This is a genomic window from Streptomyces griseoruber (assembly GCF_001514205.1).
Lineage (GTDB): Bacteria > Actinomycetota > Actinomycetes > Streptomycetales > Streptomycetaceae > Streptomyces > Streptomyces griseoruber.
In genome coordinates, this window is record NZ_KQ948780.1 from 41,448 (window position 1) to 64,232 (window position 22,785).

Consider the following 22,785-nt stretch of genomic DNA (forward strand, 5'->3'; position numbering starts at 1 on the left):
CCCCCAGTGAGACAATGGTGTCTCAAATGCTCTATGATCGTCTCATGGCCGTCGACCGTGACCACGTACTCCGCAGCGCCGCCGCCCTGCTGACCCGCAAATCCACCGCGACCATGGACGAGGTCGCCAAGGCCGCCGGGATCAGCCGCGCCACCCTGCACCGGCACTTCGCCGGCCGTGACGCGCTCGTCCGCGCCCTGGAGGCGCTCGGCATCGAGGAGTGCGAGACCGCGCTGGACGCGGCCCGGCTGGACGAGGGCCCGGCCGCCGACGCCGTGGAGCGTCTGGTGCGCGAGATCGAATCCGCCGCCGGACTCCTCGCCTTCCTCTACACCGAGAACCAGCTGTTCGAGGGCGAGGAGCAGAACCAGGGCTGGACCCGGATCGACGACCGCATCTCCGCGCTGTTCCGGCGCGGACAGCTCGCCGGCGAGTTCCGTATCGACCTCACGCCCGCCTGGCTCACCGAGGCGCTGTACGGCCTGCTGGCCTCCGGCGCCTGGCTGGTGCAGTCCGGAAAGGGCGCCCCCAGGGACTTCCGCCCCATGGTCGTGGGGCTGCTGCTCGGCGGCGCGCTGCGCCATCCCGCACAACCGAGAGAGGAATCATGACCAGCACCCTGCAGCCGGCGACCACGACCGAGGCGGTGAAGCGCCCGGACCGCTGGCTCGCGCTCTCCGTCCTCGTCCTCGCCGTGCTGCTGGTGGCCGTCGACGCGACCGTCCTCGGCCTCGCGACCCCGTACATCAGCGAGGACCTCCACCCCACCGGCACCCAACTGCTGTGGATCGGCGACGTCTACTCCTTCGTCATCGCCGGCCTGCTGGTCTCCATGGGCAGCCTCGGCGACCGCATCGGCCGCAAGCGGATCCTCCTCGGCGGCGCCACGGCCTTCGGCCTGATCTCCGTCCTGAACGCCTATGCGACGACCCCGGAGCTGATGATCGCGGCCCGCGCGCTGCTCGGCGTGGCCGGCGCGACCCTCATGCCCGCCACCCTCGCCCTGATCCGCAACCTCTTCCACGACCCCCGCGAACGCAGCCTCGCCGTCGGCATCTGGGGCGCGACGGCCTCGGCGGGCACCGCCGTCGGCCCCATCGTGGGCGGCTTCCTCCTCGAACACTTCTGGTGGGGCTCGGCCTTCCTGATCAACCTGCCGGTGATGGTGGTCCTGGTCCTGGTCGGCATCAAGACGCTCCCCGAGTCGAGGAACCCCGACCCGGGCCCCTGGGACCTGATCAGCGTGGCCCTGTCCCTGATCGGCGTGATCGCCGTCGTGTACGCGGTGAAGGAGGCCGCGAGCCACGGCCTGACCTGGCAACCCCTGGCGGTGGCCGTCCTCGGCCTCGCCGCGCTGCACGGCTTCGTACGCCGTCAGCTCACACTGCCCGAGCCGCTGCTGGACATGCGCCTGTTCCGCAGGCGGGGCTTCAGCGGCGCGGTCCTGGCCGACATGCTGACCGTGCTCGGGATGTCCGGGCTGGTCTTCTTCCTCTCCCAGTACCTGCAACTGGTGCAGGGCCGGCGTCCCCTGGAGGCCGGCCTCGCCGAACTCCCCGCCGCCGTGGGCGCGGTGGTGGCCGGTCTGATCGCCGGCCGCGCGGCCCGCCGCCTCTCGGTACGGACGGTCGTCACCGGGGGCCTGGCGGCGATCGGCCTGGCGCTCGCCGCCCTGACCCTGATCGACACGACGACCGGCTACCCGGTCCTCGGCGCGGCCCTCCTCGCGGTCGGCGTCGGCGCCGGCTTCTCCTTCACGGTGACCGCCGACGTCATCCTCTCCTCGGTCCCCAAGGAACAGGCGGGAGCGGCCTCCGCGGTCTCCGAAACGGCGTACGAACTGGGCGCGGCCCTCGGCATCGCCGTACTCGGCTCGATCGTGACCGGCGTCTACCGCGGCTTCCCGTCCCCGCCGGGAACCCCGGAGGGAGCACACGAGAGCCTGGGCGGCGCGGTCGAGGCGGCGTCGAGGATGCCCGCGGCCGACGCGGACGCCATGCTGACCTCGGCCCGCGAAGCCTTCGTCAGCGGCCTGAGCATGGCGTCGGGCGCAGGCGCGGCGGTCCTGTTGGCCACAGCGGCGGCCGCCTGGTACCTCCTGAAGGGCCAACGCCTCTAAGGGGCGCGGGGAACTGCGCGACAAGCCACAACGCACCCGCACCCGAAAGACGGCCGACCGCCGGAGGCGTTACGCCGCCTTCGCCTTGGTCGCATACATGTCCACGTACTCCTGCCCCGACAACCGCATGACCTCGGTCATCACGGAGTCGGTCACCGCCCGCAGCACATACCGATCCCGGTCCATCCCGTCATAACGGGAGAACTCCATCGCCTCACCGAACCGGACCGTCACCCGCCCGGGCCGAGGCATCCCCGCCCCACCCGGCTGCAGCTTGTCGGTGCCGATCATCGCGAACGGCACGACGGGCGCCCCGGTCATCAGCGTCAGCCGCGCGATACCGGTGCGCCCCCGGTACAGCCTGCCGTCGGGGGAGCGGGTCCCCTCGGGGTAGATCCCGAAGACCTTCCCCTCCTCCAGCACCCGCCGTCCGGTCATGAGCGCGGCCACACCCCCGCGGCCGCCGTCCCGGTCCACCGGGATCATGCCGACGCCGGTGAAGAACCAGGCCATCAGCCGGCCCTTGAGGCTCTTGCCGGTGACGTACTCGTCCTTGCCGATGAAGAAGACCTGCCGGTCGCACACGAGCGGCAGGATCATCGAGTCGATGAAGGTCAGGTGGTTGCCGGCCAGGATGACCGGACCGTCGCCCGGGATGTGCTCCACGCCCTCGACCCGGGGGCGGAACATCAGGCGCATGACCGGTCCGAGCACTGCCTTGATGAGCGCGAAGCGGGACAACGGGCCCTCCGATGCCAAGGGAAAACGGTATGAGTCTGTGCAGGTGAGGACGATACTCGCGGCTCCCGGGGTGACGCACATCGGGTTCACCGAGGCCTTACGCACTGTTGACGTACGTTTACCTGGATGGCGGCACCGTCGCCCGCCCGTCACCTGCGCGGAACGAGGGGAGCGGGCAGGCGAAACAGGGGGAAGCCAGGGAGATCGCCGTCGCCTTCGTCGTACTGGTGCTCGTACTGGCCGCCGCCGCCACGGTGCTCGTCCGCCGCGACCGGCGCCGCTGGGCGGGGGGCCAGGACTCGGCCCGCATCGAGGCGGACGCCACCCGCGGCCTGCGCGACGCCCGGGGCACGATCCGTACGTTGCATCACTTCGCGGCCGGCCCCGGAGCCGTCGGCGCGGTCCGCGACCGGGACGACAGCAGCCGGTACCGACCGCCTTCCCCCTCCCCGCGCGGGTATGCCGACGGTCCGTCACATGCGTGCCGGGCAGCTGCCATCCACCGTCACCCGCGTGTTGGGGCCGACGTCTCCCGACGGTCATGTCCACGCCCCTACGATCGGGCCGCACGAAGGACCGACGGCAGGAGGGCCGCAATGGGATCGCAGGACGCGTGGGAGCCGAACGAGCGCAGGACCACGGGCGGGACGACCGGACGCCGGGCGCTGCTCGGCGCGGCCGTGCTCGGGGCCACGGGAAGCGTCCTGGGCCTGGCCGGCACCGCCCGCGCCACCGAGGCCGGCCGTCCCGCCAGGGGCGGGCTCCAGAGCCTCCCGGTGCCGACGATCATCGGTCACCGCGGCGCCAGCGGCTACCGCCCCGAGCACACCTTCGGCTCCTACGAGCTGGCCCTCGACCTGGGCGCCGACATCGTCGAGGCGGGCGACCTGGTCCCCACCAGGGACGGCCATCTGGTCTGCCGCCACGAGCCGGAGATCGGCGGCACCACGGACGTCGCCGACCACAAGGAGTTCGCCGACCGCAGGACCACCAAGGTCCTCGACGGCGTCTCCACCACCGGCTGGTTCACCGAGGACTTCACGCTCGCCGAGCTGAAGACCCTGCGCGCGATCGAGCGCATCCCGGCCAACCGCCCGCACAACACGCTCTACAACGGCCGCTGGGAGATCCCCACCTTCGAGGAAGTCCTCAGGTGGCAGGACGAGCAGACCCGCAAGCGCGGCAAGCAGGTCTGGATCTACCCCGAGACCAAGCACCCCACCTACTTCCGCAAGCTGGGCCTCGGCCTGGAGGAGCGGCTCGCCAAGCTGCTGCACAAGCACGGCAAGGACCGCAAGCACTCGCCGGTCATCCTCCAGTCCTTCGAGCCGAGCAGCATCCAGCGCCTGAACAAGCTGGTCGACAACCCGCTCGTGGTCCTGCTGTCCGCCGCGAACACCCGCCCCTGGGACTTCGTCGAGGCGGGCGACCCGCGCACGGTCGCCGACCTGATCACCCGGGCCGGCCTGCGCGAGATCGCCGGCTACGCCCAGGGCATCGGCCCCACCCTCGACCTGGTCATCCCGAAGGACGCGAGCGGCAACCTCACCACCCCCACCACCCTGGTGAAGGACGCCCACGCCGTCGGCCTGGTCCTGCACCCGTACACCATGCGCAACGAGAACCCGTTCCTCCCGGCGAACTTCCGCAAGGGCACGGACGCGGACGCCTACGGCGATGTCTTCGGCGCCTTCCGCACCTACTTCGCGACCGGCATCGACGGTGTCTTCACCGACAACGCCGACACCGGCGTCCTCGCCCGCGAGGACTTCGTCAACGGCTGAGTCCCCGTTGGAGTGACATCCGGCCGCGCGGGCAACCGGCCGCCCGCGCGGCCGCATCGTCGGGCACATGAGGCACGACCTGCTCACCGACCTGCGCCCCCTGCTCACCGCCGAGACCGCCGCCGAGGCCCACGCCACCGGCACCGAACCGGCCGACCTGGAACAGGCGGTCTGGCTCCGCCTCCTGGAGCGTCTCGCCACCGACGGCCCGCCGCTCGACCCCCCGGGCTGGCTGCGCCGGGCCGTGCGCGCGGAGGTCCGCCGCACCCGCCGCGCGACCCGCTTCGAGCAGCCCTACGAGACCGACCCGGCCGACGACCGCGACCGCGGCCCCGAGCAGCTCGCCCTCGCCGCCGCCCGCCGCCGCGCCCTGCGCGAGGCGGTGCACCGCCTCCCCGGCCGCTGCTCCCGTCTCCTCGAGGCGTTCCTCTCTCCCGAGGACCCCACCTACCAGGAGATCGCGGGTGAGTTGGGTATCTCACAGGGCGGTATCGGCCCGGAACGTTCCAGATGTCTGGGATGTCTGAGGCGTTTGCTTGCACCGGAGGTTGCGGCCCGCCAACTGCGGGGATAGGAGTGAAGGACCAAAGGCGATCAGGTGAGCGGGAGGCGTGCGCACATGGGCATGAGCGTGACCATCTCGGTGGCGACCGAGCAGGATGCCGAGCAGATCTTCGTGCTGCAGTACCTGTGTTTCCAGAGCGAAGCCGCGCTGTACGGCAACTACCGCATCGCCCCGCTCGTCCAGACCCTGGACTCGGTCAAGGAGGAACTCGCCTCCGACTGCGTCTACGTGGCCCGGCTCGGTGACGAGGTGGTCGGTTCGGTCCGAGGTCACATCACCGAGGACGGCGCCGCCTCCATCGGCCGCCTCTGCGTCCACCCCCGCCTCCAGGGCCACGGCATCGGCGCCCGCCTCCTGCGCGCCGCCGAATCGGCCCTCTCCGAGGAGCGCGGCGCCAAGAGGTTCCGCCTCCACACCGGCCACCGCAGCGAGGGCAACCTCCGCCTCTACCGCCGGGTCGGCTACGAGACGGTGGGCACGGCCGAGGGCACGGACGGCGTCCCGATGATCGTCCTGGAGAAGGCGGCGGGCGAATACGCGGCTACGGCTTAGCCGTACGGGACGCGCGCAACCAGTACAGGGCGGACAGCGGCAGCAGCACGGGAATGAACACATACCCCATGCCGAAGTCGGACCACACGGTCGAGTCGGGGAACGCCCCGGGCTCGGCCAGCGTCCACGTCCCCACGATCAGCACGCCCGCGAGTTCGGCGGCGCAGCACAGCTGAGCCGCCCGCCGCGCCGTCTCCCCGCCCCGCACCAGCGAGTACGTGATGAACCCGTACACCACACCCGCGACGGCGGACAGGGTGTACGACAGCGGCGCCCGGTCGAACTCCGTCGCGATCTGGTACACCGACCGCGACACCGCCCCGACGACCATCACGCCGTAGAACCACACCAGCACCAGGCCGGGCCCGCCGATCAGCCGGGCCGGCTTCTCCTGAACGGCCGTCATCTCAGCCTCCCCAGATGTCGTAGAGCCGCACTTCCAGGACCGCGAGCACGACCGCCGACGCGGCGACCGTCACCGACCCCCACCGCGTCCGCTCGGACAGTGACATGAGCCCCGCCGCCGGCACACACGCCAACGCGCCCAGCAGATACGCCACGAAGATCGTCGTGCCCTGCGCCGGCTTCTGGCCCCACGCCAGCAGCACGATCCCGATCACCAGCTGCATCAGCGCCAGCACCGAGACCACGGCCATGCCCATGAAGTGCCAGTCCTTCGTCGGCTGGTCACGATGGGCCGCCCAGCCGCACCAGGCGGCGAGCAGCAGCGCGGCGACGCCGGTCACCAGCGTCAGGACATCAAGCATGCAGCGACCTTATTACGCCGTAATCGACACCCCGCGCCGGGCCCCGTACCGTCCACGCCCGTCCACGCCCGTCCACGCCTGTCCAGCATGCGGACAGGCGTTTCTCCGTCAGTACCGTACGTCTGGTTTACTGATGCACATGACCACGACGAGCAGCCGCACCCTTGCGACCGAGGCGATCCTGACGCCCGGCGTGCGCTGTATGTGTCGCATGTGTCGCATGTGCGCCTGCTAGCGGGCCCCCGCACCACCCCGAGCCTCCGCTCCGCGCACCTGTTCTCTCCGGGAAGCCCCGGCCAGAGACGTGCCGCGTCCTGAACGAACGCATCCGTGCGCCCGGGCACACCCACGCCCGCGCACTCGACAGTGACGGAAACCCACGTGATCACCACCACGGGCCTGACCAAGGTCTACCGCTCACGCGGCCGTGAGGTCACCGCCTTGGACGGCGTCGACCTGCACGTCCGCGAAGGCGAGGTGTACGGCGTCATCGGCCAGTCCGGCGCCGGCAAGTCCTCGCTGATCCGCTGCGTCAACCTCCTGGAGCGCCCCACCGCCGGCACGGTCACCGTCGCCGGCCGGGACCTCACCGCCCTCGCCGGCCGCGGACCGCGCGCCGGCAGGGAACTGCGGCAGGCCCGCAGCCGGATCGGCATGGTCTTCCAGCACTTCAACCTGCTGTCCTCGCGGACCGTCCAGGACAACGTCGAACTCCCGCTGGAGATCCTCGGCGTCTCGGGCAGGGAACGCTCCCGCAAGGCGCTGGACCTGCTCGACCTGGTCGGACTCACCGACAAGGCGAAGTCCTACCCGGCCCAGCTCTCCGGCGGCCAGAAGCAGCGCGTCGGCATCGCCCGCGCTCTCGCCGGCGACCCCAAGGTGCTGCTGTCCGACGAGGCGACCAGCGCCCTCGACCCGGAGACCACCCGCTCCATCCTCCAGCTGCTGCGCGACCTGAACCGGCAACTGGGCCTCACCGTGCTGCTCATCACGCACGAGATGGACGTGGTCAAGTCGATCTGCGACTCCGCCGCCCTGATGGAGCGCGGCCGGATCGTGGAGTCCGGCACGGTCGGCGAACTGCTCGCCACCCCCGGCTCCGAACTGGCCGCGGCCCTCTTCCCGGTCGGCGGCGAGGCCACCGGCGAGGACCGCACCGTGGTCGACGTCACCTTCCACGGCGAGAGCTCCACCCAGCCGGTCATCTCCCAGCTCTCGCGCACCTACAACATCGACATCTCCATCCTCGGCGCCGCCATCGACACCGTCGGCGGCCTCCAGATCGGCCGGATGCGCATCGAACTGCCCGGCCGCTACGAGGACAACGTCGTACCGATCGGATTCCTGCGCGAACAGGGCCTCCAGATCGACGTACTGCTCGCGGAGGGCGCCGAGTGACCTGGTCGGAAATGCAGCCGCTGCTGTCGCAGGCCTGTGGGGACACCCTCTACATGGTCGGCTGGTCCACCCTCATAGCCGTCGCGGGCGGACTCCCGCTCGGCCTCCTCCTCGTCCTCACCGACAAGGGCGGACTGCTCCAGAACGTCGTCGCCAACAAGGTGACCGGGCAGATCGTGAACATCGCCCGCTCGATGCCGTTCATCATCCTGATGGTGGCGCTGATGGGCTTCACCCGCACCATCACCGGGACGACCATCGGCCGCGAGGCCGCCATCGTGCCGCTCGCCATCGGCGCCGTCCCGTTCTTCGCCCGCCTCGTCGAGACGGCTGTCCGCGAAGTGGACGGCGGGCTCGTCGAGGCCGTGCAGTCGATGGGCGGCAACACCTGGACCGTCGTCCGCAAGGTCCTCGTCCCCGAATCACTGCCCTCGCTCATCTCCTCCACGACCACCACGGTCGTCGCCCTCATCGGGTACTCCGCCATGGCCGGCACGGTCGGCGCCGGCGGCCTCGGCGACATCGCCATCCGCTACGGCTACCAGCGCTTCGAGACCGACCTGATGTGGATCACCGTGGCGATCCTCGCCGTCGTCATCTCCCTCATCCAGTTCGCCGGCGACTGGGCCGCCCGCTCCCTGCACCGCCGCGGCGGCCGCTCCGGCCCCGCCCCGAAGCTGCGGCTGCTGAAGACGAAGGAGCCGACCGCCGCCGATGTGAGCAAGGTCGCCTGAGCCCGGCCCGCACTCCTGAACTCCCCGCACACCCACAGCGGGGCCGCACCACCCCTAGGAAAGGCACTTTTCGTGCGTAACACCGCCAAGATCACCACCGCCGTCCTCGCCGCCGGAGCCCTCACCCTCGGACTCGGCGCGTGCGGCTCGGACAAGGACTCCGGCAGCACCGACGCCGACGCCAAGCTGACCGTCGCGGCCACCCCCACCCCGCAGGGCGAGATCCTCACCTACATCAAGGACAACCTCGCCAAGAAGGCCGGCCTCGACCTCGAGGTCAAGGAGTTCACCGACTACGTGACCCCCAACACGGCCGTCCAGCAGGGCGAGGTCGACGCCAACTACTTCCAGCACCAGCCGTACCTCACCGACTTCAACAAGAAGAACGGCACCGACATCGTCGCCGTGCCCGGTGCGACCGTGCACCTGGAGCCGCTCGGCCTGTACTCCCAGGGCGTCAAGAAGCTCGACGACCTGAAGAAGGGCGCCACCGTCGCCCTGCCGAACGACACCACCAACGAGGCCCGCGCGCTGAAGCTGCTCGAGGCCAACGGCCTGATCGAGCTGAAGTCCGGCGTCGGCTACGACGCCACCCCCAAGGACGTCACCGCCAACCCCGGGAACCTCAAGTTCAAGGAGCTGGAGGCGGCCCAGCTGCCGCGCTCCCTCGCCGACGTCGACGCCGCGGTGATCAACGGCAACTACGCGCTGGAGGCCGACCTCAGCCCCGCCGAGGACGCCCTCGTCGCCGAGTCCGCCCAGGACAACCCGTACGCCAACTTCCTCGCCGTGAAGAAGGGCAACGAGGACGACCCGCGGATCCAGAAGCTCGCCAAGCTGCTCACCTCGCCCGAGGTGAAGAAGTTCATCGAGGACAAGTACGACGGCGCCGTCGTCGCCGCGTTCTGACCGCCCGCGCCGGTCGCCTCGGCAACCCACGGGGTCCGCTCCCTCACGAAGGGTGGGGACCCCGTGGTGCCGCTCGGCCCCTTCATGCTGCATGCTGGGCAGTTCAGCGGGTCCTGACGGTCCGGTAGGTACGGGACCGTTCGGGCACCGAGGTTTCGAAGGCTACGGAGCGGCTTCATGACGAGCACCTTCCCCACCATCTCCATCAGCACGGAGCGGTTGGTGCTGCGGCCCCTCGACGAGGACGACGTGCCCGCCCTGGCCGAGATGATGAACGACGAGCAGATCGGCGCCTGGACAGGGGTCCCGCAGCCCTACAGCCAACAGGCCGCCCACCGCTGGATCACCGAGGACGCGCCCGACGAACGCACGGCCGGACGCGGCCTCGCCCTCGCCGTCACCGAGTTCCTCACCCAGCGGCTCGTCGGCGTCATCCAGCTCACCCGGACCGACTGGCACGTCCGGTCCACCGAACTGTCGTACATCGTCGCCTCCTGGGCCCGCGGCGAGGGCTACGCCTCCGAGGCCGCGCTCGCCACCGCCCAGTGGCTCTTCACCGACCAGAAGTTCGAACGCATCGAGCTGCGCACGGCCGCCGACAACACCGCCTCCCAGCAGGTCGCGCAGAAGATCGGCTGCATCAGCGAGGGGGTCCTGCGGGGCGCCTGCATAGCGCGGGCCCGCGCCGAGGACGGCACCTGGACCGAGGTGCGCACCGACTACATCGTGTGGAGCCTGCTGCCCGAGGACATCGAGGGCGCCGGCGACCAGCTCGCCGAGGGCGGCGGCTTCACCTCGTACACCGACTGGAACTGACCCCGGGCCGGTGATCGGGCGGCAGCCCGCCCCACGCGACCAGGTACCCTCACGGAGCCCGCTGCCTGCGTGAACCCCCGGGAGACTGAGGACGATGGCCGACCGCGTCACCGTGATCGGCTGGGACGGCTCGCCGCTGACCGCCGCGGCCCGCTCGGCACTCGGAGCCGCCACGCTCGTGGCCGGCGCCGCCCACCACCTGGCGCTGCCCGAGATCCCGCCCGCCGCCGAGCGCATCCGCCTGGGCAGTGTCTCCCTCGCCGCCCGCCGGATCGCCGGCCACCGGGGCACCGCGGTCGTCCTCGCCGACGGGGACCCGGGCTTCTTCGGCGTCGTACGCACCCTGCGCGCACCCGAGTTCGGCCTGGAGGTCGAGGTCGTCCCGGCCGTCTCCTCCGTCGCCGCCGCCTTCGCCCGCGCCGGCATGCCCTGGGACGACGCCGAGGTCGTCGTCGCCCACCGGCGCACCCTGCGCCGCGCCGTCAACGTCTGCCGCGCCCACACCAAGGTCGCCGTCCTCACCTCGCCCGGCGCCGGTCCCGCCGAGCTCGGCCTGCTCCTGGAGGGCGTGCACCGCACCTTCGTGATCTGCGAGGAACTGGGCACCGACCGCGAGCGGGTCAGCGTCCTCACCTCCGACAAGGCCGTCGACCACACCTGGCGCGACCCCAACGTCGTCATCGTCATCGGCGGCCCGGCGACCGTCGGCGACGGCGGCGGCTGGCTCGCCGGGCGCGACCCGGGCACCGGACCGCGCGGCTGGGCCCTGCCCGCCGAGGCCTACGGCGGCGACCTCGGCGAGGGCGAGTCGGACCTGCTGCGCGCGGCCCAACTCGCCCGGCTCGGACCACGCGTCGGCGACCTCGTCTGGGACATCGGCTGCGGCAGCGGCGCCTTCGCCACCGAGGCCGCGCGGGCCGGCGCGGCCGTCCTCGCCGTCGACCACGACCTCCACGCCTGCGCCCGCACCGACGCCACCGCCCGCCGCTACGGCGTCCAGCTCCAGATCGTCCGCGGCACCGCCCCGCACGTCCTGGAGAACCTGCCCGAACCGGATGTCGTCCGCGTCGGCGGCGGGGGAGCCGCCGTGGTCTCGGCCGTCGCCGACCGCCGCCCGCAGCGCATCGTGACCCACGCGGCGACCCGCGACGCCGCCGAACGCGTCGGCCGCGATCTCACCGAGCACGGCTACCTCGTCGAGTGCGCCCTCGTGCAGTCCGTACAACTCGACACACGGGTCTGGACGGAGACCGAGCGGAGCGTCGCGTTCCTGCTCAGCGGGGCTCTTCCGGACCGCCGGACGTGACCCGGTTCGCCCTCCCCGTGATCCTGTTGTCGTACCGCTCGCGGTAGGCTGAACGATCGTCGTACCGCTTCCGTTCGCCCGGCACTTCATCGGCCAATGTCCGGAAAACACATCCCTTTTGGGCTGAGCCGTGGTACGGCAGAACCGGAGGGCGCGCAACGTGGCGCAGTCCACAGCGGAGCGACGGAGATCGACCTGTCGCGAGGCGGCGACGGCCGGGACAATGCCACTGAATGGCTTTGTCGCTTTTTCGGGCGGTCGTTCGTGCCGCTGGGCACGGACGCTCGTTCTTCACTACGGGGCGATCGGTGCGCCGTTCCGGGTGAGCTGGTCGTAGGAGCACTAAACCGATGGGCGAGGGGTACGCATGACCGACACCGGCCAGGTCCCGGGCGAGGGGCTGCCGGAGAACGCAGGCACGGTGGAACAGCCGGGCGCCTCCGCGCACGGCGCGTACACCTACCTCTCCGAGACCACCGCCGAGGACGAAGACCTGTTGCTGCTGCCGGGCGCCCAGAGCGCCTGGGGCAACGAGGTGGCGCCGCCCGCGCCCGAGCCGGTCGTCGAGACGGTCCACGAGCCCGGCCCGCACGAGCTCTCCGGCCGCGACAGCGGCTCGGTCGACCTCAGCGCCGTACGGCTGCCCAACCCCGCCGCACCCCCTCAGCCGGCCCCGCGCCGGCCCCTCCACCTGGGCCCGCCGATCCCCGACGCCTCCGCCAGCCCGGTCCGCTCCCTCGCCGACCGCGGCCCGGCCGGTGCTCCCGTGCGCCACCCGGTCCAGCCCGCGCCCGGCCCCGAGTACCTCGACGTTCCGCCGCTGCGCGAGATGCCTCCGCAGGGGGCCGTTCCCTGGGGAGCGGCGGCCCAGGCCACCGCTGCGGAACCCGGTTCGCTGGGAGTCGCCGAAGCCGTCGTGGCGCGCGTGGCGACCGAGGCGATCGCCGCGACCGCCCCGCAGGGGGCCTACAACGCCGAGGCCGCGTACGGCGGAAACGGTGGCGGTGGTGGCGAGGTCACGCCCACGACCCCTGCGGCGCCGGTCGAGCCCGTGCCGTTCTCCCCGACCGCGTCCGGGGTCGTCGACCCCGGCCAGCTGCTCGGAGCGGCGCTGATCGCCGAGGGCGAGCAGGATGTCGCCGACGAGGTGGTGGAGACGGGGCCGGCCGAGCCGGTGGCCGCGCCGCCGGTCGAGGTGACGCCCGCCCCGGAGGTCCTCCCCGAGGCCGTGGTCGCGACGGAAGCCGTACCGGCGGAAGTTCCTGGGGCCAGTGAGCCGACGACCGTGGCGGAGGTCGCCGAGGCGGCGGTTCCGTCTGCGCGGGAGCCGCTGGCATCCGAGGTGGGCGTCGCGGAGGGTGCGCAGGCACCTGAGGCCGGCCCTGCCGAGGAGCCGCAGGCGCCTGAGGTGAGCGTTTCCGAGGCGGCCGCGGTGCCGGACGGGAGTGGCGCCGAGGTGCCCCCGGTCGCCGAGGTGGAGCAGGCCGCGGCCGTGACCGAGGTCGTACAGGCTCCGGAGGACGCCGTTTCCGAGGTCGCGGAGGCTGCCGGGGCCGGCGAGGCCACCGAAGTCGCCGAGGTTGCGGAGGTGCCCGCGCCCGAGGTGGTCGAGGCTCCCGTGGCGCCCGAGCCCCGGGTGGTGCGGGCGGAGGAGGCGAGCCCCGTCGAGGCGGCGCAGCCGACCGAGGCGCCCGCACCCGAGACCGAGACCGTCGAGACCGAGACCGTCGAGACCGTGTCCGAGGTGCCGGTTCCGGACGAGGCCGCAGTGCCGGACGCGTCCGCACCGGTCGAGGCCCTCGCGCCGGTCGAGGCCCCCGCACCGGTCGAGGTCCCCGCGCCGGTCGAGGCGCAGGCCGCCGGGACCGCGGTCCAGACTCCCGAGCCGGCCGTGAGCGTCTCGGCCGAGGCTCCCCTTCCGGTCGAGCCGGTGCAGGAAACCGTGGCGGTGGAGCACGAGTCTCCCGCCCCCGCTCCCGACGCCCCCGTGCTCACGCAGGACACCCACACCGCCGAACTTCCGGCGCCGGAGGCTCCCGCCGAGGCCGTCGCGACTCCCGAAGCCCCCCAGCCCGTGGAGGCTCCCACCGCACCCGTTGAGGTCATCGCGCCGGTCGAGGCCGAAGCGGCGCAGCCCGCAGAGCCCGCCGAACCCTCCGTGACCCCGCTCGTCGAGCCGGAGGCGCCGCAGCCGCAGCCCGAGCCCGTCGCAGAGGTCCACCCGGCCCCCGAGCAGGTGGCGACCGCCGAGCCGACCCCGGACGCGCAGCCGGAACCGGAGCCGGAGGCGACCGCAGAGCAGACGGCGGTGCCCCAGCCGCCGCTCGCCCCCGCCGCCGCCCACCAGCCGGACACCGCATCTCAGCTCCCGGACGCCCCCGCGCCGACCCCGGAGCCGGAGACGCCGGCCGAAGCTGTCGCGGCGGCCCTGGCGGAGGCTCCCGCGGAGCCCCGGGCGATCCCTGCTCCTCCCACCCCGCAGCCGCACCGGCCCGTGGGCACGTTCGTACCGGTCGAGGGCACCGTGCCGACCGCCCCGCACCTCGCCCCGGCCCCGCCCCGGGCCGTGACCCTCCCCACGGAGGACCGGCAGCCCGCCGAGGTCCAGCCGGAGCCGGTCGCCGAGGTCCAGCCGGAGGCGCCGGCGGAGGTGCCCCCCGTCCTCGTGACTCCCGCGCAGCCCACCGCTCCCGCTCCCACCGTCCCCGCCCCCCGCGCGGCCGACCCCGCTCCCGCCCCGGCGACCCCGGACCCGGAGCCCGCGGCCGACGTCCAGGCCGACCCCGACCCCGAGGTCGCGCAGAACCCGGAGGACCTGGAAACCAGGGCCGCCGACCAGGAAGAGAGCCCGGCCACCGTGGAAGAAGCCAGAGAGTCCACCGGCCCTGCCGCGCCCGCGTACGACGATGCCGAGCGCGAGGCCGTCCTGAAGGTCATGCGCGAGCGCCGTGACATCCGCAACGGCTTCCGCGGCGACCCGATCCCGCACGAGGTGCTGCTGCGCGTCCTGGAGGCCGCCCACACCGCGCCCTCCGTCGGTCACTCGCAGCCCTGGGACTTCGTCGTCATCCGCTCCGCCGACACGCGGCGCTCGATGCACGAACTGGCGATGCGTCAGCGCGACGCGTACGCCAAGTCCCTCCCCAAGGGCCGGGCGAAGCAGTTCAAGGAACTGAAGATCGAGGCCATCCTCGAGACCCCGGTGAACATCGTGGTCACCGCCGACCCGACGCGCGGCGGCCGGCACACCCTGGGCCGGCACACCCAGCCGCAGATGGCGCCGTACTCCTCCGCGCTCGCGGTCGAGAACCTCTGGCTCGCGGCGCGCGCCGAGGGCCTCGGTGTCGGCTGGGTCAGCTTCTTCGACGAGCGCGAGATGGTCCGCGCCCTCGGCCTGCCCGACCACCTCGAAGTGGTCGCCTACCTCTGCGTCGGTTACGTCGACGAGTTCCCGCCCGAGCCCGAGCTGATGCAGGCCGGCTGGGCCAAGCGCCGCCCGCTGTCCTGGGTCGTGCACGAGGAGACGTACGGCCGTCGCGCGCTGCCCGGCGAGGACCCGCACGACCTGCTCGGCGAGACCGTCGCCAGCGTCCGCCCGCTGGACGCCAAGGCGCTCGGCGAGGCCTGGGAGCGGCAGAAGCGGATGACGAAGCCGGCCGGGGCGCTCGGCATGCTGGAGATCATCTCCGCACAGCTGTCGGGTCTGTCCCGGCAGTGCCCGCCGCCGATCCCGGAGCCCGCGGCCGTCGCGATCTTCGCGGGCGACCACGGTGTCCACGCCCAGGGCGTCACCCCCTGGCCGCAGGAGGTGACGGCCCAGATGGTCGCCAACTTCCTCGGCGGGGGAGCGGTCTGCAACGCCTTCGCGAGCCAGGTGGGCGCGGAGGTCTGTGTGGTGGACGTCGGCGTGGCCACCGACCTCCCGGCGACCCCCGGCCTGCTGCCCCGCAAGGTCCGCGCCGGCACGTCCGACATGACCACGGGCCCCGCGATGACCCGCGAGGAGGCCAAGCAGGCCATCGAGGTCGGCATCGAGACCGCCCGCGACCTGGTGGCGGCCGGCAACAAGGCCCTGCTGACGGGCGAGATGGGCATCGCCAACACGACCGCCTCGGCGGCGCTGATCTCGGTCTTCACCGGCGCGGACCCCTCCGAGGTCACGGGCCGGGGCACCGGCATCAACGACGAGACCCTCGCCCGCAAGACCGAGGTGGTCCGCCGGGCCCTCGAACTCCACCAGCCCGACCCGGCCGATCCGATCGGCGTCCTGGCCGCGATCGGCGGTTTCGAGCACGCGGCGATGGTCGGCCTCCTCCTCGGCGGCGCGTCCCTGCGGACGCCGGTGATCCTGGACGGCGTCAGCGCCGGCGCGGCGGCCCTGGTCGCCCGCGCGATCGCCCCCGAGGTCCTCGCGGCCTGCATCGCCGGCCACCGCAGCGCGGAGCCGGGCCACGTGGCGGCCCTCAACAAGCTCGGTCTGCGCCCCTTGGTCGACCTCGACCTCCGTCTCGGCGAAGGCACCGGCGCCCTCCTGGCGCTCCCGCTGGTCCAGAGCACGGCCCGGGCGATGCACGAGGTGGCGACCTTCGACTCGGCGGGAGTCACCGAGAAGTGAGTCGTGAGGGGGCCCACGGCGACTCGGCGACCACCCGCGGCCGTGTACGCGGCCAGGACGCCCAGTCACTGGACACCTGAGTCGCCGAAGCCCGCCCCCGCATAAAATCCGCACGTCAGGGCCACCCACGCCGCAAAGGGAGCCGCACCCGCATGGCCGAACACCCCGCCTACCCCGTAGGCCTCCGCCTCACCGGCCGCAGGGTCGTCGTCCTCGGCGCCGGCCAGGTCGCCCAGCGCCGCCTCCCCGCCCTCATCGCAGCAGGCGCGGACATCCACCTGGTGTCCCCCGAGGCAACCCCCTCCGTCGAAGCGATGGCGGACGCGGGCGAGCTCACCTGGCACCGGCGCCCCTACGCCGAAGGCGACCTCACGGACGCCTGGTACGCCCTGATCGCCACCAGCGACCACGCCGCCAACGAACGGGCCTCGGCCGAAGCCGAATCGCGCCGCGTGTGGTGCGTCCGCTCCGACGACGCCGACCGGGCGACCGCCTGGACCCCGGCCACCGGCACCAGCGAGGGGGTCACCGTCGCCGTACTCACCACGGACGCCAAGGGCCGCGACCCCCGCCACACCGCCGCCATCCGGGACGCCGTCGTGGCGGGCCTGCGCGACGGCACGCTGGTCGCCCCCCACCACCGCACCCGCACCCCCGGCGTCGCCCTGGTCGGCGGTGGACCCGGCGACCCCGATCTGATCACGGTCCGCGGCCGCCGTCTCCTCGCCGAGGCCGACGTCGTCATCGCCGACCGCCTCGGCCCGCGCGACCTCCTCGCCGAACTCCCCCCGCATGTCGAGGTGATCGACGCGGCGAAGATCCCGTACGGCCGTTACATGGCCCAGGAGGCCATCAACAACGCGCTGATCGAGCACGCGAAGCAGGGCAAGTCGGTGGTCCGCCTCAAGGGCGGCGACCCGTACGTCTTCGGCCGCGGCATGGAGGAACTCCAGGCGCTCGCCGAGGCGGGCATCCCCTGCACGGTCGTCCCCGGCATCTCCAGCTCCATCTCCGTCCCGGGCGCGGCCGGCATCCCGGTCACCCATCGCGGCGTGGCCCACGAGTTCACGGTCGTCAGCGGTCATGTGGCCCCCGACGACGAGCGCTCCCTGGTCGACTGGCCGTCCCTCGCCCGGCTCACCGGCACCCTCGTGATCCTCATGGGCGTCGACAAGATCGGGAAGATCGCCGAGACGCTCGTCGCGCACGGCAAGCCGGCCGGCACACCCGTGGCCCTGGTCCAGGAGGGCACGACCGCCGCCCAGCGTCGCGTCGACGCGACCCTGGCGACGGTGGCCGAGACGGTGCGGACCCAGGAGGTCAAGCCGCCCGCGGTCATCGTGATCGGCGAGGTGGTCGCCGTGGGCCCGCGCGCCTAGTCACCTCGGACCCGCGGACGCCGCCCGACCCTGCTTGGCGTAACCCCGGGTAACACAACCCGTTCACAGCCGTTGGCACCGCACCCAGGACAAGGCAGTATCACCCTGTGGCCGATCTCATCACCGTTGAGGACCCCGACGACCCGCGCCTGCGCGACTACACCGGCCTGACCGACGTCGAGCTGCGCCGCAAGCGCGAGCCCGCCGAGGGCCTGTTCATCGCGGAGGGCGAGAAGGTCATCAGACGGGCCAAGGACGCCGGGTACGAGATGCGCTCGATGCTGCTCTCCGCCAAGTGGGTCGACGTCATGCGCGATGTCATCGACGAGCTCCCGGCCCCGGTCTACGCCGTCAGCCCGGAGCTCGCCGAACGCGTCACCGGCTATCACGTGCACCGGGGCGCCCTCGCCTCCATGCAGCGCAAGCCGCTCCCGACGGCCGCCGAACTCCTCCAGACCGCACGCCGAGTCGTGATCATGGAATCCGTCAACGATCACACCAACATCGGCGCGATCTTCCGTTCGGCCGCGGCCCTCGGCATGGACGCGGTCCTGCTCTCCCCGGACTGCGCCGACCCCCTCTACCGGCGCAGCGTGAAGGTCTCGATGGGCGCGGTCTTCTCCGTGCCGTACGCCCGGCTCGACTCCTGGCCCAAGGGCCTGGACTCGGTCCGCGAGGCCGGCCTCACCCTCCTCGCCCTCACCCCGGACGAGAAGGCCCGCTCCCTCGACGAGGCCGCCCCGCACCGGATGGACAGGGTCGCCCTGATGCTCGGCGCCGAAGGGGACGGCCTGTCCACCCAGGCCCTGGTCGCCGCCGACGAATGGGTCCGCATCCCCATGTCCCACGGCGTCGACTCCCTCAACGTGGGCGCGGCGGCCGCGGTCGCCTTCTACGCCGTGGCGACGGGCCGCCCGCGAACCTGAGGGGCCGGCCGTCAGTCCGCGCCGCCCCCGGGAACGTACCCCTGCGAGTGCGGTGGCTGATGCCGTACGACGCCGTCCTCGCCGCCGAGGCCTCGGGCCGGCCCCTGGCAGCCCTGGACGATGCCGATGCCCAGCGCGACCAGCAGCGTCACGACCACGAAGACGAACAGCCGCTGGCGCAGCAGGCGTGGATTGGCGGGCCGGCGACCGGTTCCCGTGTTCCTGGGTCCGGGCCGTCCGGCCCCGCTGCGCGGCGCGGGTCGGCTGCCGCTGCCGCTGCCGGCCGGACGACCGCCGCGCGAGGCGGGAGCGGGACGGCTTCCGGACCGTGCCGACGAGGCACCACCGCCACCACCCCGGGAAGCGCTGCCGCCCCGTGAGGGAACTCCACCCCGAGAGGGAGCCGACCCCCGGGAGGGCACTCCACCCCGAGGCGGAGGCGTACCGGCCCCGCCCCCGGTGCCGGATCCCTGCCCGGTGCCGTGTCCCTGTCCGTGCCCCGACCCCTGTCCGTGCCCCGACCCCTGTCCCGCCCCGGTCCCGGGCGGGCCCGGCTGACGCAGGGTGCGCTCCGGGTAGCTGGAGTGGCTGAGCCGCCCGGTGGGCCGGTCCGCCTCCGCCGCTCTCGGTACGGGCGGCCGGGCGTCGCCCATCCCCTGGGCCTCGCGGGCGGCGATCTCCTTCAGCCGCAGCGAGAGATCGAGGGTGCTGGGCCGTTCCTCGGGGTCCTTGGCCAGGCAGGCCCGGATCAGTGGGGCCAGCGCGTCGGCCACGCCGTGCAGCTGGGGCTCCTCGTGCACCACGCGGTACAGCATCACCTCGGAACTGCCGTGCCCGAAGGGGGAGTCGGCCGTGGAGGCGTAGGCGAGCGTGGCGCCGAGCGAGAACACGTCCGTGGCCGGGGTGACGGCGGCCCCCCGCACCTGCTCGGGTGCGAGGAAGCCGGGGGAGCCGACGGCCGTACCGACATGGGTGAGCGTCGAGGCCCCCGTCGCCCAGGCGATGCCGAAGTCGATGATCCGCGGCCCCTTGGGGGACAGCAGGATGTTGGACGGCTTGAGATCCCGGTGGACGACCCCGGCCTCGTGGACGGCGACGAGCCCCTCCGACAGCGCGGCCCCGATCGCCGCCAGCTCGGCGGCGCCGACCGGCCCCTCGTCGTTGACCTTGTCGTGGAGGGAGGGCCCGGGAACGTACTGGGTGGCGAACCACGGCCGGTCGGCCTCGAGATCCGCGGCGACCAGGCGGGCGGTGCATCCGCCCCGGATCCGCCGGGCGGCCGACACCTCGCGCGCGAACCGCGAGCGGAACTCCTGGTCCTCCGCCAGATCGGGCCGGATCACCTTCAGCGCGACGCGCTGCCCCTTCTTGTCGGAGCCCAGATAGACGACGCCCATCCCGCCCGCGCCGAGCCGTCGGTGAAGCCTGAACGAGCCGACGACGCGCGGGTCCTCGCGCCTCAGGCGCATCATCGCCATGTTCATCCCCGCTGCCCGGTCCGTGTGACGTGGCACAGCTTACGTTTCCACGGCCGTTCGCGCGCAGAGGCCGCGCCCTCCGGCCCCGATCGATTGTCAGTGCCGGGCGGAAGACTTGAAGACTGGTCAGAGAGCCTGGGAATAGGCACCTTTTGGCCGTGCTGTGACCTCAACCACCTGTCACAGAAGGGGGGTTGGATCCGTGCAGGGGGACCGGGCAGAGATGGTCGCGGACGCCGGTGACACGAGGCGCACCGATGAGGTGGTGGCCGGCCGGGCGGGCCGCGGAGGGGAGACGGTGGTCCGCCGAGGGGTGGTGGAAGTGAGCGAAGTCACGGAGACCGGGGAGAAACCGCCCTGCAGGGGGCACCCCCTCCGGGAAGACCCCGAGACCTGGGACCTCGTCTCCACCCAGGGGAGTACTCCCCAGCTCATGGCTCATCCTCCGGGAGGCCCGGCAATCGGTACGAGGGCATGACGTGCTCCGCCCGCCACACGCCTAGATTTGAGGTCAAGCGGCGGGTGCAGCACTCGTCCCCCGAGGTCAGACACCCGCCGCTGCCAGGACAACCAGGACGGTCAGGAGAGGGACCATGGCCCACACGGCACCGCGCACGCAGTTCCGCACCCGCGCTCGCCGCACGGGCCGCCGCCACCCCTTGGTGGCGACACTGATGGCCCTTCCTCTGGCGGCTCTGCTCCTTCTCGTCTTCGACGGCTGGGAGACAGTGGCCACACAGGCGTCGTCCGTGGGTGTGATGCTGGGGCGCTGAGCGGCGACCCCAGGCCCGGAAGAGCGGTCCGGGCGGGGACATCCATCCATGAAACCCCGTGGGGACGGGGGTGCGGCGGACGGCAAAAAATGCCGGCGCAGCTGGGGAGCTGCGCCGGCATTGCTCTGCCCGGACTCCACCGGGGACACCACCGGACGCGACCCGCTGACTACGCTCACCACGAAGCCCCGTACCGCTCCAGGGAGCCCCGTGACCGCCACCCCCGTGACCCCCACCCGCTTGCTCGCCGCTCTCACCACCCGGGCCAAGGTCACGGCACACCCGCGCTCCCCCCACCGCTGCCCCTGCCCCTGCCCCGCAGGGACCCTCGCCGACCGTTCCGACGCCACCGTCGTACGCCACGCGGACACCGTCGTGAAGGCCCACGCCCCCACCACCCTCCCCGCCGACCTCGCCCCGCGCCTGGCCACCGCCACCCGCCACCCGGACCTGCTCCTCCCGCCGCTCGCCCCGGCCCCCGTCGCCCTGCACGGCCGCCTCGTCACCTTCTGGCCCTACGGCACCCCCGTGGACCCGGACGACCCCGATGCCGCCCCCTGGGAAGCGGCCGCCACCCTCCTGGCCCGCCTCCACCGCACGCCCGCCCCGCCCGGCCTCCCGCCGATGCGAGGCCCGGCCAAGGCCGCCCAGGCCGTGGCCCGTCTCCAGGAGACCGTCCCGCCCGCCGCCGGCGCCCCCGTCCTCCGCGCCTGGTCCGCCCTCCCCGCCTGGGCCCGCGGCGAAGCCCCCATGCCCGACACCACCACCCTCTGCCACGGCGACCTCCACCTCGGCCAACTCGTCCGCCACCCCGCCCCCGACGGCGCCTGGCGCCTGATCGACGTGGACGACCTCGGCGTGGGAGTCCCCGCCTGGGACCTCGCCCGCCCCGCCGCCTGGTACGCCTGCGGCCTGCTGCCGCCCGACGAGTGGACCCGCTTCCTGAACGCCTACCGCACGGCCCACGGCCCGGCGGTCCCCGGGGACGGCGACCCCTGGCCCGCGCTCGACGTCCCCGCCCGCGCCCTCACCGTCCAGACCGCCGCCCGCGCGGTGACGAAGGCCGCCGCCGAGGACCGGCCGCTGGACGAGATCGAGCAGTCCCTCGTCGACGCGTGTGCCCGAATGGGTTCGGTACCTCCGCAGTTGCCGTCAAGCTCCGCGAAGTAGGGTGCAACCGACCGCAGCCGGACAGAGTCTGTCCTGGCGGTACGCGAAACAGGACCGACCGGCGAGGAGTTGAGCCGAATCATGCAGTGCCCGAAGTGTCACGGACAGATGCAGACATACAACCGCAATGGTGTCCAGATCGAACAGTGCGCCAACTGTCGGGGGATCTTCCTCGACTACGGCGAGCTGGAGGCGCTGACCCGTCTGGAGTCCCAGTGGACCCAGCCGGCGCCCCCGCCGCCGGCCCCGCAGGCGTACCCGCCCGCGCCTCCCGCCCCGGCCTGGGGTGCCCCGCACGGCGGCCACGGCGGTCATGGCGGCCACGGTGGTGGGCACTACGGCGGCCACCACCGCCACAAGAGCTTCGGCCACATGCTGTTCTCCAGCTGAGCCGGACACCCGAGCCGCACGCACGACGAAGCCCCCGGCCGTACGAGACGGCCGGGGGCTTGTCGGTGTGTGGACGATACTGGGATTGAACCAGTGACCTCTTCCGTGTCAGGGAAGCGCTCTCCCGCTGAGCTAATCGTCCTCGGGACCGCGACCACTCCGGGGAGCGGATCACGAACACTGCGTGCGCGATACTGGGATTGAACCAGTGACCTCTTCCGTGTCAGGGAAGCGCTCTCCCGCTGAGCTAATCGCGCGGGACGGATCCCCGGCCTTCCGGCCAAGATCCAGTGGACGATACTGGGATTGAACCAGTGACCTCTTCCGTGTCAGGGAAGCGCTCTCCCGCTGAGCTAATCGTCC

21 protein-coding genes and 3 tRNA genes are annotated in these 22,785 nt (G+C 72.7%); 17 read left to right on the forward strand and 7 right to left on the reverse strand.

Annotated features, from left to right (window positions below):
- Positions 1 to 44: 44 nt before the first annotated feature.
- Both AQJ64_RS35495 and AQJ64_RS35500 read left to right on the forward strand, forming a co-directional pair.
- Positions 45 to 611 carry a TetR/AcrR family transcriptional regulator gene (locus AQJ64_RS35495; protein ID WP_055631587.1) on the forward strand — a complete coding sequence of 189 codons (567 nt, stop codon included), beginning with the start codon at positions 45 to 47 and terminating at the stop codon, positions 609 to 611.
- Positions 608 to 2,119, forward strand: coding sequence for an MFS transporter (locus AQJ64_RS35500; protein ID WP_055631586.1), 1,512 nt, complete (start codon positions 608 to 610; stop codon positions 2,117 to 2,119). The genes AQJ64_RS35495 and AQJ64_RS35500 overlap by 4 nt, the downstream gene beginning before the upstream one ends.
- Positions 2,120 to 2,188: 69 nt before the next feature.
- Here the strand turns inward: AQJ64_RS35500 and AQJ64_RS35505 are convergent, their stop codons facing one another.
- Complete coding sequence (locus tag AQJ64_RS35505) at positions 2,189 to 2,860, reverse strand: lysophospholipid acyltransferase family protein (RefSeq protein ID WP_055631585.1); 672 nt, start codon at positions 2,858 to 2,860, stop codon at positions 2,189 to 2,191.
- Between the two features lie 596 nt (positions 2,861 to 3,456).
- Between AQJ64_RS35505 and AQJ64_RS35515 the strand changes: the two genes are divergently transcribed.
- The 3 genes from AQJ64_RS35515 (at position 3,457) to AQJ64_RS35525 (ending at position 5,761) form a co-directional block, all read left to right on the forward strand.
- Positions 3,457 to 4,644: a glycerophosphodiester phosphodiesterase gene (locus AQJ64_RS35515; protein ID WP_055631583.1), complete on the forward strand. Its 1,188-nt coding sequence runs from the start codon at positions 3,457 to 3,459 to the stop codon at positions 4,642 to 4,644.
- Between the two features lie 67 nt (positions 4,645 to 4,711).
- A complete protein-coding gene (locus AQJ64_RS35520) occupies positions 4,712 to 5,218 on the forward strand; it encodes a sigma-70 family RNA polymerase sigma factor (RefSeq protein WP_055631582.1) in 507 nt (168 codons plus the stop codon).
- Positions 5,219 to 5,263: 45 nt separating this feature from the next.
- Entirely contained in the window at positions 5,264 to 5,761 is a 498-nt protein-coding gene (locus AQJ64_RS35525) for a GNAT family N-acetyltransferase (protein ID WP_055631581.1), read from the forward strand.
- On the opposite strand, the gene AQJ64_RS35530 is transcribed toward AQJ64_RS35525, so the two are convergent.
- Both AQJ64_RS35530 and AQJ64_RS35535 read right to left on the reverse strand, forming a co-directional pair.
- Entirely contained in the window at positions 5,751 to 6,167 is a 417-nt protein-coding gene (locus AQJ64_RS35530; RefSeq protein ID WP_055631580.1) for a hypothetical protein, read from the reverse strand. The genes AQJ64_RS35525 and AQJ64_RS35530 overlap by 11 nt on opposite strands.
- Position 6,168: 1 nt before the next feature.
- Positions 6,169 to 6,528: a hypothetical protein gene (locus AQJ64_RS35535; protein ID WP_055631579.1), complete on the reverse strand. Its 360-nt coding sequence runs from the start codon at positions 6,526 to 6,528 to the stop codon at positions 6,169 to 6,171.
- Positions 6,529 to 6,909: 381 nt separating this feature from the next.
- Between AQJ64_RS35535 and AQJ64_RS35540 the strand changes: the two genes are divergently transcribed.
- The 8 genes from AQJ64_RS35540 to AQJ64_RS35575 all read left to right on the forward strand — a co-directional run bounded on the left by AQJ64_RS35540 (position 6,910) and on the right by AQJ64_RS35575 (position 18,611).
- Positions 6,910 to 7,926, forward strand: coding sequence for a methionine ABC transporter ATP-binding protein (locus AQJ64_RS35540; RefSeq protein WP_055631578.1), 1,017 nt, complete (start codon positions 6,910 to 6,912; stop codon positions 7,924 to 7,926).
- On the forward strand, positions 7,923 to 8,660 hold the full coding sequence (locus AQJ64_RS35545; protein ID WP_055631577.1) for a methionine ABC transporter permease: 738 nt from the start codon (positions 7,923 to 7,925) through the stop codon (positions 8,658 to 8,660). The genes AQJ64_RS35540 and AQJ64_RS35545 overlap by 4 nt, the downstream gene beginning before the upstream one ends.
- Positions 8,661 to 8,732: 72 nt before the next feature.
- The gene (locus AQJ64_RS35550) at positions 8,733 to 9,569 is read left to right on the forward strand and encodes a MetQ/NlpA family ABC transporter substrate-binding protein (RefSeq protein WP_055631576.1); all 837 of its coding nucleotides are present in this window, start codon (positions 8,733 to 8,735) and stop codon (positions 9,567 to 9,569) included.
- Positions 9,570 to 9,746: 177 nt separating this feature from the next.
- Positions 9,747 to 10,385: a GNAT family N-acetyltransferase gene (locus AQJ64_RS35555; RefSeq protein ID WP_055631575.1), complete on the forward strand. Its 639-nt coding sequence runs from the start codon at positions 9,747 to 9,749 to the stop codon at positions 10,383 to 10,385.
- 94 nt (positions 10,386 to 10,479) lie between these two features.
- Positions 10,480 to 11,691 carry a precorrin-6y C5,15-methyltransferase (decarboxylating) subunit CbiE gene (gene cbiE / locus AQJ64_RS35560; RefSeq protein WP_055631574.1) on the forward strand — a complete coding sequence of 404 codons (1,212 nt, stop codon included), beginning with the start codon at positions 10,480 to 10,482 and terminating at the stop codon, positions 11,689 to 11,691.
- Between the two features lie 367 nt (positions 11,692 to 12,058).
- Positions 12,059 to 16,306: a nicotinate-nucleotide--dimethylbenzimidazole phosphoribosyltransferase gene (cobT, locus tag AQJ64_RS35565; RefSeq protein ID WP_059203314.1), complete on the forward strand. Its 4,248-nt coding sequence runs from the start codon at positions 12,059 to 12,061 to the stop codon at positions 16,304 to 16,306.
- 152 nt (positions 16,307 to 16,458) lie between these two features.
- A complete protein-coding gene (gene cobA, locus AQJ64_RS35570; protein WP_055633756.1) occupies positions 16,459 to 17,685 on the forward strand; it encodes a uroporphyrinogen-III C-methyltransferase in 1,227 nt (408 codons plus the stop codon).
- Between the two features lie 107 nt (positions 17,686 to 17,792).
- On the forward strand, positions 17,793 to 18,611 hold the full coding sequence (locus AQJ64_RS35575; RefSeq protein ID WP_055633757.1) for a TrmH family RNA methyltransferase: 819 nt from the start codon (positions 17,793 to 17,795) through the stop codon (positions 18,609 to 18,611).
- An 11-nt stretch (positions 18,612 to 18,622) separates the two neighbouring features.
- On the opposite strand, the gene AQJ64_RS35580 is transcribed toward AQJ64_RS35575, so the two are convergent.
- Positions 18,623 to 20,095, reverse strand: coding sequence for a serine/threonine-protein kinase (locus tag AQJ64_RS35580; protein WP_059203315.1), 1,473 nt, complete (start codon positions 20,093 to 20,095; stop codon positions 18,623 to 18,625).
- 196 nt (positions 20,096 to 20,291) lie between these two features.
- On the opposite strand from AQJ64_RS35580, the gene AQJ64_RS51310 reads away from it, so the two are divergent.
- The 4 genes from AQJ64_RS51310 to AQJ64_RS35600 all read left to right on the forward strand — a co-directional run bounded on the left by AQJ64_RS51310 (position 20,292) and on the right by AQJ64_RS35600 (position 22,422).
- Positions 20,292 to 20,567 carry a hypothetical protein gene (locus AQJ64_RS51310; RefSeq protein WP_059203316.1) on the forward strand — a complete coding sequence of 92 codons (276 nt, stop codon included), beginning with the start codon at positions 20,292 to 20,294 and terminating at the stop codon, positions 20,565 to 20,567.
- A gap of 115 nt (positions 20,568 to 20,682) precedes the next feature.
- Entirely contained in the window at positions 20,683 to 20,862 is a 180-nt protein-coding gene (locus AQJ64_RS35590; RefSeq protein WP_059203317.1) for a hypothetical protein, read from the forward strand.
- Positions 20,863 to 21,087: 225 nt separating this feature from the next.
- On the forward strand, positions 21,088 to 22,032 hold the full coding sequence (locus AQJ64_RS35595; RefSeq protein ID WP_059203343.1) for a phosphotransferase family protein: 945 nt from the start codon (positions 21,088 to 21,090) through the stop codon (positions 22,030 to 22,032).
- Positions 22,033 to 22,113: 81 nt separating this feature from the next.
- Positions 22,114 to 22,422, forward strand: coding sequence for a TFIIB-type zinc ribbon-containing protein (locus AQJ64_RS35600; protein WP_079062138.1), 309 nt, complete (start codon positions 22,114 to 22,116; stop codon positions 22,420 to 22,422).
- A 70-nt stretch (positions 22,423 to 22,492) separates the two neighbouring features.
- Here the strand turns inward: AQJ64_RS35600 and AQJ64_RS35605 are convergent.
- The 3 genes from AQJ64_RS35605 to AQJ64_RS35615 all read right to left on the reverse strand — a co-directional run bounded on the left by AQJ64_RS35605 (position 22,493) and on the right by AQJ64_RS35615 (position 22,785).
- Positions 22,493 to 22,564, reverse strand: a tRNA-Val gene (locus AQJ64_RS35605).
- Between the two features lie 43 nt (positions 22,565 to 22,607).
- A tRNA-Val gene (locus AQJ64_RS35610) sits at positions 22,608 to 22,679 on the reverse strand.
- Positions 22,680 to 22,713: 34 nt separating this feature from the next.
- A tRNA-Val gene (locus AQJ64_RS35615) sits at positions 22,714 to 22,785 on the reverse strand.